We start from the raw sequence: 12,286 nt of genomic DNA, 5'->3' as shown, positions 1-12,286 counted from the left end.
ACTCGAGCCACTTAACGAGTTCAACTTGATGCCTATACGTTCACTGCCTTCCAGCACGCCTGCGCGCGCCTATAAAGGCCCTCACTATGACTTGATCAAACAAACAATTCCGGACTGGCTTGCCACGACCTCCCTGGCCCGGGCCCATCAGATGAGCGCCGCTGACCTTTCTCGACTGCCCGCTTACACCCGCGCCCTCCCCGCAGAGCATCAAGCCCTGCAGGCGGCCAATGCTGAAGGCTGGCGGACGCAAAACGCCGTGGACCGACAGCTGCGCGACATACAGGACGTGTATGCCTTTGCCGAACCCCTGCTCAAACAAGCCATTCTGGACAAGTACCACCTTGACCTGGACGTCAAAGCAACGTTTCTGCACCTGTATATCGCCAAGAAACTGCCTTGGTACGCCCACAGTTTTTTCAAGGGCGTGACCGGCCGCAAGGTGTCATTGCTCGACGCGGCCTTGCAGAACTTTGCCGTCGGGGAATCCTTCGAAAGCGACTCCAGCTATATCACCCGTCCCGACTACCGTGGCCACTTCCAGCCCCTGGCGTTGAGCGACACGATGTCCATCCCACAGTTCAAGGCCTTGTGCCGTGAACTGGACCTCGGCGCACGCTATCAACAACACCTGGACAACTACTTGCTGCCAACGGACCTCAGCGCTCGCACCACCTTGAAAAACCAGGTCATCGCCAGCCAGAAAGCCGCGCTCAAGGCGGCGGCACACCTGGCTTACCTGCCCACCGACGGCCAACAGGTCGCGGACCTGAGTGCCGCGACCTACCACGTGTTGATGCGCGCGTTGCGCGGTGAAAGGGGCGTGATGCGGTTCTATCAACTGCACATCCTCGATGCTTCACTGAGCGGTATCCTGCTGATCGCCGCTGACCTGGATCGGGTTTCCAGCGCCTCGAAACTGATCGCCTACATCCCCCATGACCCCGAGAGTCCCGTCAAGGAGTACACCTCCAGCCTCGCGTTCATGCTCGACCTGACCCGCAAGCTGCAAACCAATGCGTCGATACCGTCTCGCCAGGGGCAAACCTACCAACAGTTCTTCAGCCAGTTTGTCGACCATAATCAACGCGGGCATTTCTTTGCCGGACTCAATCAGCGGCTGTCCAACGTTCGGTGGCACCCGGCGCAGCCACTGGACCCGCGCCCTCAATGGCGGGAAGCGCCGCTGGACAATCCCAACCTGCACTTCTCCTCGCCCGCCATCGAGGGCGATCTATGGGAATACCGCTACCAGCAATCCTTCAACAAGATATTCAACGACGCAAGCAGCATCGCGGTGCCTACGGCCGACGCCGACAGAGCAGAGCGCTGGGCCTGGTGGGACAACTTCACAAAAATCCTCTCGGATATTTTCAATGTCGCGCTGCTGGTCATCACTCCGTTCGTGCCGTTCCTCGGCGAGCTGATGCTGGCATACACCGCCTACCAACTGGCCAGCGATGTGATCGAAGGCGTGGTAGACCTGGCCGAAGGGCAGTTTATAGAAGCCGCCGAACACCTCGTCACGGTCGCAACCGATACGATCCAACTGGGACTCTTCGCCGTCGGTGGAGAAGTCGCGAGCGCGTTCAAACGCTCGCTCTTCGTCGACAATTTGCGCGCGGTTGAAGTCGACGGGCAACAGCGTCTGTGGAACCCGGACCTGGCGCCTTACGCCCACGACAACCTGCAGCTGGCGAGCGATTCTCAGCCCGATGAACTGGGCCTGCATACGCACCAGAACCAGAAAGTCCTGCCGCTGGATAACCGGCACTACGTCATCGAACACGACACCACCCACCACACCCATCGCATCAAGCATCCCACCCGTCCCGACGCCTATTCACCCAGCATCGAGCATCACCCCAGTGGCGCGTGGGTCCATGAAGGCGAGGCCCCCAACACCTGGGACAGCGAGACGCTGCGTCGGCGCCTCGGGCCTTCGGTGGAGGACCTCAGCCCCGCCCAACTTGAACAGGCCTGCCAGACCAGCGGCACCCACGACGACGCCTTGCGCATGATGTACGCCCAACGCGACACCCCACCGCCGCTATTGGCCGACAGCCTCAAGCGGATAAAGCTGCGCCAGCAACTCGAAAGTGCCCCGCAGCAGGTTCGCGCCGGGGCCAGTGCGGACCTGCCGACCAACTGGACGGTGCAAACCACCACCGAACTCCAGGGTTGGCCGGCAAACAAAGCCATCCAGGTGTTCATCAACAGCGACTTGAGCGGCCACTCCATCGTCTACGGCGCCACTGACGCCAGCGCTGCCGACACTTTGCGCCTCAGCTATCAGGCTGTGGAAGCCGGCCAGTGGTTTGAACAGGTCATCGCGTTCCTGAGCGACACCGAGCGGATGGCCTTGCTTGCAGCGCCCGGCGCGCAAATCCTGCCCGAACCCGTCATGGCGCTGCGTGAGCGCCTGGCCAATGAGTTGGTGCAGCAGAACACCAGCGTGTTCAACCACCTTTACAGCACCCGTGAAGCGCTCAATACCCCCCAGGGCCGACTGATTCAACAACAGTTTGCGCTATTGCCCAAAGACCTGGTGACCACGTTGCTGCTGCGCACCTCGCCACAAGAGTCGAGCGTGATGAGCCGTGGACGGCGCATCCCCTTGCGCCTGAAAAACCTGGCCCGGGAACTGGCCAATGAAGTCCGCGCCAGCCATGCCAGTGAAGGCCTCTACCACGACGCCTTGCTGACCCCGGACACCGAGCGCATGGCCCTCAATATCGTGCGCCTGCACACCGATGCTCTGGGCGACTTGAACATTGCCATTCACGATCAGACGCCCAGCGGCAGCCTGCGTTGCCAGGTGGGGCCGGCCGACGCGGGCACGAAAAAAATACTCCTGTACAAGGGCCAGGGGCGTTACCAACTGCACGCTGCGTCGCCTTCCACTCCCCCGCCGCAGTACACCTTTTATGAAGCGTTGTTGCGCGTGGTCCCCACGGACACGCTTGACTACCGGCCAGGTCAAGGCGCGAACTTCAAGGAATGGCTCAAAGCGCAACTGGCGCCACCGGCCGAACGCCGCAGCGTGATAGCGGACAGCCCGCTATCCCCGGCTGAGCAGCGCACCACACAACATTTACTGCAAAAACCCATGTGGGGGGCTTTCCGCCGATGGGTCCTGAGGCAACCCCCACAGCCGCGAACCCCTCGGGAAACGCTGATGAAGCTGTGCCCGCGTTTGACTGAGGAACAGATCCAGAAAGTGCTGCCCCACCTGAGCACTCTGCAAGGCGAGCAACTGCTCGGCACACTTGAAGCTGACCATGCGACGCTGCGCGAAGACATGAACAGGTTCCGCAAAAAACCACTCGTAGATCCCATGGCAAGCACCGATCAAGCCCTGCTTGAAATACACACTCGAAACCAGGTCATCCATGAGTTGACTGCCTGCTGGGAAGACGGTGCCTACCTGCGCATGCAACCGATGGAAGCGAAAACCCGCGGTACCCTGCTGGACTTGAACGGGCTGGCCCTGGGTCTTCACCTGGAACGCCTGGGACCACTGCGAGCAGACTTCAGTCATGTCACCCGCTTGAAGCTCAGCGGCTCAGCGCTGGGCGATCGCGAATTACCCTTTCTCGATAATTTCCACAACCTGCGCAACCTGGACCTGTCGGCCAATCGTCTCGACAAAGTGCCGTCGCAGATATTGCCCATGAACGGCTTGACCGCCCTGAACCTGGGTGACAACCCTATTGCATGGTCGCCCTCCGACCACGCCACGCTTAAACAATGCCCACAGTTGCGCGCGTTGAATCTGGAAGGAAATACCCGCCTGGAAACCCCACCGGATGTCAGCCAAATGCCGGAGCTGCGCCTGCTGGTACTCAATAGAACCGGTATCACTCAGTGGCCGCAAGGGCTGGAAAGCCCGAGGCCCGCTCTGCTGGAACTGGACCTGAGAAACACGGCGATCAACACCGTCCCCGTGTTTGCGCCAGAAACTCCCGCCGCCAGGATTGTGGCCAACAGTTGGCTGGATATGACCAGGCTTGAATTCGAGGATGAACAACGCTTCGTCAGTTATCGCCGGGCCCAGGGGATCGACCCTTACCGCACCACGCCTCGCGGCGGTAAAACCGACAGCCAATTCTGGATGGTTGGCCTGACACCTGAACAGCGCAACACGGCACAGAAGGTGTGGGACGAGGTGGAAGCGGAACACGGCTCCCAGGGTTTGTTCGAGGTGTTCAGACTGTTGCAGCCGCCTGCAGGTTTTCAAACCGAAATCGATGCGCAGTTGTTTGAACAAGGTCGCGAGGACCTCTCCCAGCGAGTCTGGCAGGTGATGTTTCGTGCCTATGAGAACACCGGGTTTCGCGAGCGGATATTCAGTTTGGCCGGCGCACCGTCCCTGTGCGCAGATGCCGGGGCCCATACGTTCAACCGCATCGGCGTGGAAACCCTGCTGGAAATCATCCGCAATGACAACAGCCCTCACCTCGAACGTCACCTGGTGACACTGGCCAAACAGACCTGGCGCCTGGAGCAGATCAACCAAATCGCCCACAAGGAAATCCAGCATCGCATCGCGCCAGAAAGTGAGGGCGGATTGGGCCAGGCGTTTGGCAGCGGTGAAAACCAGGTCGATGACGTGCAGGTGTACCTCGCCTACCAAACCGGGCTCAAACGCCGTCTCGACCTGCCGTGGCTGTCCGAACACATGGTCTACCGCAACACGGCCGGGCTGACTCAAGAACATCTGGATACTGCGGTGCGCCAGGTTATCGAGCTGTCGCAGGGCGACGGCCTGGTCAATGGCATTCTTGAGCAACCGTTCTGGGCCGACTACCTGCATGACGCCCATCTGGAAGCGTTCAAGGCTCAAGCCGAGAAACGCACACACGCGGGCAGCCAACTGGAGGATCTACGGGATGCCCACGCGGAATGGATCGGCGCCGAGGTGACGCCTGAGCGCAAGGCACGTTTGCGCGAGCAGATCATCACACTGGCCAATGAACTGACGATCCCCCATACCGTGGTGCTGGCCGAAGAACCCTTCTCCGATGCCACCGTGCGACGGCTTTACAGCGACATCCAGGATGACTACAACGAATTGGCGCGCCGTTTGACGCGACAGGCACTGCTGGACGCGTACGAATAATCGAACGCGTCACAAGCCACTGCCGGTCACTGTTTCACCCGCAGAGCATCACACCTCGGAATCCCAGATCACCGTGACCATGCCCGAATAGGTACTGCCCGGCCGCTTGAGCATTTCGGCCACGTCATCCCTGGTCACCTCAAAGTGCAGGGTGCCTGGCCGATCATTGACGTAGTAGCGCGGATGGAACAGCTCGGTACCAACGCCGTCGAGGCGCAAGGGGCGACGGCTGACCGCCTGATCGTCCTGACCGGCCAAGCCATAGGGCAGGCTGACGGCAACCTGCACGGGTACCTCATCGCCATTGTTATTGCGCAAACCACAGGTATTGCCTGCAATAAGGGAGCATTCAAGTTGCATCTTGAAACGCGAACTGGCGGCGATCACAAAGGTTTGATCGCGGAACAGCCGCGACGGCGTACGTCCATGATTGAGCCAGTTTTGCCAGCCCCCCTGGGGGACCAACTCGATGCGGTTACCCCCCGCAGGGATATCGACCTTGAGGGCATGTACCACACTCAGGACAAAATTGAGCGTCACCGTGTCGAGATTGGGGCTCAGTTCATCCCCCATATCAAAGTCCATGCCCCTGCCAATGGCGTAAGTCAACGCGCCACGGTACTCACCGGCCTGCATGACCAACGGGTTGGGGGTACGCAGTTCATACGCATAGTCGAGCCCGCTCCAGCGGAAGTAAGGAATCGTCACCGACGGCGTCCTTGCACATGCCCCGGCGCCCTCGGGCGTCAGCCAGAAAAACTGGGCATAGGCGGCACCCGCCGCGAGAAAGTTGGTACTCGCGCAGGGAGCCGGGGCGGAATGCCACGCCGACTGCCAGGGCACCCCTGGGCGCGCCCAGGCACTCACCCCCGGCGGATAGGACATATTCCAGCTGCCACCGACACCGGCAATCCGCATCTGCACGATTTCTGTGTCGCCGGACCCGTGGACCACCTCCACATCCCGCCAACTGGAAGGCACTGTGAGCATGAAGCCTTGTCTCGGGTCTTCATGGTTCGCTTCAATCCCCCTTCCCGTAACGAACGCAAGCTGTGGAAGCCTGAGGCTGAAAATACCCAGTTGCTTGCAACGGGCCGCCATCCACTGAGCGCAGACGCCCGCCTGGGGCGTTTTATTCTCAAACTGGTTGACCATCGGGTTGGATGGATCGGGAACGAACGTCGCCCGGATCTCCTGATCCGCAGCCTGTGCAGGCCACGAAAATACACTGGCTGCCAGCATCAGCGCGACGGATAGTTTTTTGCGTATGGGCATCACGTTACCTACTTTGTTATTCACCTGACCGAGGCCTACACGTACAGGTACTGGGCCGAGACGATTCAGCCGTTTACTTCCACAATCCTGTCAGTCCCGCCTTCCACCACATGAAAGCGATACACGCGCCCGGCCTGTTTCTCGAAACTGAACACCCGCCCCGGGAAGATGTGGTTTTTGGTAGTGGGTGCACAATCGGTTCGATTGCTGGCCGAACAGTCCTTGAACTCATCCACCACCACCACCGTGTTGCCGGCGTTGCGCAAGGTGTAGTTGCGGCCACCGTTTTCGATCCGAGTGTCATAACGGCTGTCCTTGGGCCGCACGAAAAATACCGTGCCGTAGCCGGCCATCACCCGCACGCCGCCCGCGATCTTGTCCTCATACGCCTTGCGCTCCTCTTCCGTGGCCAGGAACTCGTCGTCTTTCTCCGGCGCCACGGGCAGGTAGCGCACCCGGAAGTAACGCTCGCGGTCACGTTCGCCCATAAACACAAAACGCGTGTTCTGCATGCCGGTGGCCGGCACGATCAGGCGCGCCGGGCTGGCGATCAGAGCGTCCGACTGGTTCTTGATCGGGACTTCGTCATACGTGCCGTCAGGCTTGTAGAGCATCTCGGTCACGCTGATCTTGACGAAGGCGGTACTGGTGCCGCCATTGAATATGCGCTTGAGGTAGTTGCTTTTATCACCACTCAAGTAGTCGTAAAAATCCCCGACATGAATGGCCGGCCCGGCCTGGACATTGACGGACCACAGGCAGAACACCAACACAGCAGATAAATATTTCATAAGCACCTCGCCAAATCGTTCGACATCACGGCCTCACCGCATCAAACAGCAGATGTACGCTGCCAAAGTATTCACCCGCCCTATAACCGCCCTCAGGCTCTACCGCGGCAATCTCCAGCAACACCCGTTTACCGGCACGGGCTTCGGCTTCCGGCACCACCAGGGTTTCGTCCAGGCTCAACACCTGGCCGTTGAAGGTGACGTTCAACGCAATCGAACGAGGACCGTTGGACAGGACGGGCGCCTGGTTCAGGCGCGCCGCAATGCCGCCGCCGCTGTTCTTCACATCGAAGTGTTCACGTAGCGGTTTAAGGGTGCCCGGCACCAGTTGCCAGGCCATTTCCTGCTCACGCTCCAGGAATCCGGGGTTGATCGGCAGTACATAAAAGTCGCGGGTGGGAATGGTCACCGACACGTCGAAGACCTGCACTTCGCGAATGGCCAAGGCCTGGGCACTGAGCAACACCCCGGTCACCAACAACATCCCCAGGACGACTTTGCGGAATTTGCCCGCATGGGCTCTCTCAATGACCATCAGCCTTTGACCTCATGTGTGTTTTTCTCGCCGCCCTCGATCAAGGTAAAGCGGTAGGTACGACCGGCCTGCTTGGTAAAGCTGAAATCGCGACCAGGCAGGATGTGGCTCTTGGTAGTGGGCTGGCAGTCCTGGGGTTCAGCGGTGGAGCAGTCCTTGAACTCATCGACCACCACCACGCTGTTGCCCGCGTTGCGCAACCCGTACTCGCCCTCACGCTCTTCGGTGCGTGTATCAAACAGCGTGTTTTTGGGGCGCACGAAAAACACCGTGCCGAATCCCGCCAACACCGTGACGCCTGCCGACAGGCTGTTTTTGTAGGCCTCGCGATCGTCGCTGGAGACGCCAAACTCATCGTCTTTTTCGGGCATTACCGGCACGAAGCGCAGGCGAAAATAACGCTCGCTTTCGCGCTCGCCCAGGTACAGCAAGCGTGTGCTCTGCATGCCATTGGCCGGTACGATCATGCGCGCCGGGGTGGCCATCAGACCATCCCGGGCGGTGTTGTCGGCGTTGCTCTTAAGCTCCACTTCCTCAGACGTGCCGTCAGCGTTGTAGACAATTTCCATCACCGCGACCTTGATAAACGCCGTGCTGTCGCCGCCATTGAAGACACGCTTGAGGTAGGTGGATTTATCGCCGTCGAGGTAGTCGTAGAACACCCCGACATTGATATTCGGCGCGGCCTGTGACAGCGGCAGCCAGCAGAGCGCGCACAGCGCGAATAGATGTTTCATGGACATATACCTCAAACCTCCGAATCCCAAACGACCGTCACCTGCCCCGAATAGGTGGTGCCTCCCTGCGCCACCATCGTGTCGGCATGTTCTTTCTTGACCTCAAAATGCAGCGTTCCCGGGCGGTGATTGACGTAGAACCCTGGCTGGAACTCCTCGGTACCAGCACCGCTCAAGAGCAAAGGTTGACGATCAACGCCGGAGCCATCGGGACGAGTCAGGCCGTGGGGAAGGCTTACGCTGATATCCAGGGGGACCTTGTGGCCGTCACCGTTTTTCAAGGCGCAGGTGTCGCCGATTACACGCTCGCACTCCAACTGCATCTTGAAACGCGACGACACGTAGATGTGGAAAGTCTGATCGCGGAACAACCGCGCGGGTTTGCGGCCCTGGTTCAACCAGGTTTGCCAGCCGCCCTGAGGGACCAACTCAATACGATTACCGCCCGCAGGAAGCTCGACCTTAAGGGCGTGCTCCACGTCCAGAACGAAGTTGAGCGTTAATACGTTGTCGTCGGGCAACATGACGTCACCCATGTCGAAGTCCTGGCCAGGGCCGATCAGAAAACTATGAGTCCCCTCATAAGTGCCCGATAACATACCCAGAGGGTTGGGTGTGATCAGTTCATAGGAAATACTCAAGTTCGAGTATTTGAAATCAGGGAGGATGTGCGTAGGGCGCTTGAAGCAAACACCAGCGCCTGGAGGTACCCGCCAGAAAAACCCGTAATAGTAAGCGTTGCCATACCCTACGCCGCCATATTGACACGGGGATGGAGCATTGACCCAGTTGCCCCCCTCCCATGTACCCTCATGCAGTGGCTGCGTCTGCTCATGGGCTCCGCCTATACCGCTGACCCGCAAGAGAACCTGCTCTGTATGCCCCTTTTCCCGGTGTCGGACAGTCACAGCCGTTAACGAAGAAGGGACCTGGAACATCGGCCCGTTACGTATCTGGTCCAAAGGCTGAATCGGAACGACGGCGTTGAAGTTGATCGGAAAATTGATGCTGAACACCCCATTTTGACAATACGTCGGGTGATCACGGCAATACCCTCCAGGCGGCGTGGTGTTCTCAAACTGGTTCACCATCGGGTTGCCGGGATCCGGACGGAACACTGCCGTGATCTCTTCAGTAGCGCCTGGCGCCGACGAGCTGAACAACAGGGCCGCTGCCACGGCCACAACCTGACTAAACAGTGCGCTCATGGTTTTCATGCGGATGAATGGTCTCGTCATGACATTCAACCGGCGGTCTGAGCGTTAAGGGTGGAATCGGCCAAGGTGTCCGGCGTGCAGCGCAGATCACCAATCATCAGCACATTGTTTTCACTGGGCGCTTTGGACGGATCAAGACGGAACTGGCACAGCAACTGATTGTTGTGGCGCACTTCCAGGGTCGGCGAGCTGGCGTTCATCTCCAGGGAGAAGAAACCATCCACCTCACTCACCCCACGGGTGGCGTGGTTGATGACGTGATGGCCCTTGAGCGGTTTACCCTGCGGGTCGACCAGGCGCCCGAGGACGGTCACGGTTTGCATCACGTTGACCTTGAGGTATTCCACCCCGCCCTTGTTCAGGTGGTAACTGACACGGTGCGGCTGGATCGAGGCCGAAGGCGCGTGGTTACCCTCGAAGTCAAACGTCACCGCGCCACCCTTGTAGGCCGTGATCGGGATAAAATTGCGCCCAATCCGCAACGGGGTGCTGCCGCCACTGAAGTCATCGGCGCGCAGGGCGATGTCGTCGATATCGGTCTCGACGTCGACAATCATTCCCGCGCCGGTACCGGAATACTGGCTGGTGAGGACCATCTTCTGGCGGCCGAGGGCGAGGGTGCTCTCCAGGTTCAAGCCACCGCTCAGCTCATTGTTGAACGACGATTGCTGCACAAACGCATCGCCCTGCAGGGCGTCGGTTTCAAAGCTGGCCATGCCCGACATGCCGATGCCGTAGGTGTCGGTAATTGCCGTGGCCGAGACGCTTTGCAGCAGGTGATCTTGCAGGTCTTTGCGATAGGTCACAGAGGCGTTGTTATCGCGTGAGCCGTCCCGGGCGGTGCGCGTCCCGAGGCTGGCGGACCACTGTTCACCCGGGCCGCCAAGGGCCAGGCTGACACTCAGATCGACGCCGCGATTACGCTTGTCGCCAGTGCTGGCACTGCCCGGCCGGTCATACAAGGACAAGCGCCAGTTGGCGTCGCTGCCAAACAGATGGGTGCGCTCGCTCCAGCCCAGGTCCAGGCCAACGCCTTCTACGTTACCTTCGGTGTGGGACAGTCTGGCACTCACCGAACGCAAGTTACTGAGCCGGTGATTCAGGGAAATCGAGGAGTTACTGGTCTGGCCGACAAACACATTCACCTGGCGAATGCGCGTGCCATCGGGCAGGTATTCGTAGGTGTTGCGGGTGTCCAGCCAGCTGCGGGTATGGTTAAACACCACCGTACCGGCGCCATAGTTATAGAGCCCGTTGAGGTCGACACCGGTGCCGTAGTTGTCGGTCTGGTAGACGTTGGCGTACACGCTGGCGGAGCTGGCCAGCGTCCAGTCGATGGAGGTGCCGTATTGCATGCGGTCTTTAACCTGGCGCCCCGAAACGCCCAACACCACGCGCGGGTGGGCCAGGTAGTTGAGGGAAACGCCAGCGGTCGTGTCGCCACTGGACTGTTCATCCCAGTTGCTGAGCAACTTGCTTTCCTGGCCGGCAAATACGTTATAGCGCCAGCGGTCATCGTTGTTACGCCAGTTGCTGGGCTTGTAGACCAATTCCTGGGTGGTGTTAGTGACCTGGCCGTCTTCTATCAGGCGCACTTCGACCTCATAGATCCCGCCGGGCAACGGACGTGTGTCCAGGTTCTGCAGGCCACTGGTGACGGGCTGGGTGTTGATCAACAGGCCATTGCGATAAATCTCCACCGAACCCTGGCGGTTGGCGGTAATGGCAATCGGATAGATGCTGGCCTTGGGGTTGTTGATCATCAAGGTGTCGGAGCTGCCGTACATCACGCCGATGGCGGTGTCGGGGCTGGCGCCGAAGGTGCGCAATTGCCGGGTGAGACCTTCGGCATTGGGCGTGAAATAGCCCAGGCGCAGGAACTGGCCTTCCAGTTCGCGCTGGGTGTAGAGCGAGTACACCGCATGGTTGAGGGCGTCGTTATCGGGGCCGCCGAGGCGCGAAAACTGCGCGTTCAACACCTGGCTCCAATTGCCCAGGCTGCTGCTGGCGTCAATCCCAAAACGCCCGCCCGTGTCCTGGCCCTGGCCGCCGTTAAGGTTCAGTTGGTTACGCACAATCAGGCCTGCGCTGCCCTCGTGGGGAAGCTCGTGGTAACGCCGGCTTTCGGTGTCGCGCTCGGCGTTCTCGGTCAGCAGTGAGACCAGGGATTTTTCCAGGTTGTAGTGCACGGCCAGCAACTGGTCGGGGCAGTTACTCTCGCAGGCGCCCAGTGGCACTTGCTGCTTGAGGTACTCGGCCCAGCGCTCACGTTCATCGTCCTTGACCGGGCTTCCTTCATGGTCGTTAAACGAAAGAAGGGTCAGGGTGTCTTCACGAGACAAGACAATCATTGCCTCCCCTACGAACTCTTGGTCACGCTCAACTCGAACGGCCAGGGGCACATCGAAAAAGTGCTCTTCAAAGTCCGCCGGCAAACCCTTGGCCTGAGCCAGCAAACTGCGCGGTGTTGTGCCATCGGCCACTGGAGCAGCTAACGCACCCGCACAAAACAACAGGGCAAGCGCTGCCGCGATGGGAGTCATCGGGAACATGAACGGAATACTCTGAATACGGATTTTCAACACAATAAAGGCCGATCAACCGACAGG

The 12,286-nt window shown here is 59.6% G+C and carries 7 protein-coding genes; 1 reads left to right on the top strand and 6 read right to left on the bottom strand.

Annotated elements, in window-relative coordinates; genetic code table 11:
• Positions 1-28: 28 nt before the first annotated feature.
• Positions 29-5,122 carry an NEL-type E3 ubiquitin ligase domain-containing protein gene (locus C4J86_RS05940; RefSeq protein WP_124369780.1) on the top strand — a complete coding sequence of 1,698 codons (5,094 nt, stop codon included), beginning with the start codon at positions 29-31 and terminating at the stop codon, positions 5,120-5,122.
• A gap of 48 nt (positions 5,123-5,170) precedes the next feature.
• Here C4J86_RS05940 and C4J86_RS05935 read toward each other — a convergent pair whose 3' ends face one another.
• The 6 genes from C4J86_RS05935 to C4J86_RS05910 all read right to left on the bottom strand — a co-directional run bounded on the left by C4J86_RS05935 (position 5,171) and on the right by C4J86_RS05910 (position 12,229).
• Positions 5,171-6,397 carry a hypothetical protein gene (locus C4J86_RS05935; RefSeq protein WP_372239266.1) on the bottom strand — a complete coding sequence of 409 codons (1,227 nt, stop codon included), beginning with the start codon at positions 6,395-6,397 and terminating at the stop codon, positions 5,171-5,173.
• A gap of 65 nt (positions 6,398-6,462) precedes the next feature.
• Positions 6,463-7,188: a molecular chaperone gene (locus C4J86_RS05930; RefSeq protein ID WP_124369779.1), complete on the bottom strand. Its 726-nt coding sequence runs from the start codon at positions 7,186-7,188 to the stop codon at positions 6,463-6,465.
• A 25-nt stretch (positions 7,189-7,213) separates the two neighbouring features.
• Entirely contained in the window at positions 7,214-7,723 is a 510-nt protein-coding gene (locus tag C4J86_RS05925; protein WP_256681727.1) for a CS1 type fimbrial major subunit, read from the bottom strand.
• Positions 7,723-8,460, bottom strand: a complete 738-nt coding sequence (locus C4J86_RS05920) for a molecular chaperone (protein WP_124369778.1) — start codon at positions 8,458-8,460, stop codon at positions 7,723-7,725. The genes C4J86_RS05925 and C4J86_RS05920 overlap by 1 nt, the downstream gene beginning before the upstream one ends.
• Before the next feature lie 11 nt (positions 8,461-8,471).
• Entirely contained in the window at positions 8,472-9,698 is a 1,227-nt protein-coding gene (locus C4J86_RS05915) for a hypothetical protein (protein ID WP_256681726.1), read from the bottom strand.
• Between the two features lie 5 nt (positions 9,699-9,703).
• Entirely contained in the window at positions 9,704-12,229 is a 2,526-nt protein-coding gene (locus tag C4J86_RS05910; protein WP_124369777.1) for a CS1-pili formation C-terminal domain-containing protein, read from the bottom strand.
• Positions 12,230-12,286 lie beyond the last annotated feature (57 nt).

This window comes from Pseudomonas sp. R2-7-07 (assembly GCF_003852355.1).
GTDB lineage: Bacteria > Pseudomonadota > Gammaproteobacteria > Pseudomonadales > Pseudomonadaceae > Aquipseudomonas.
Note: the sequence above shows the minus strand (reverse complement) of the source record. Positions and strands in the feature narration are given on the sequence as shown.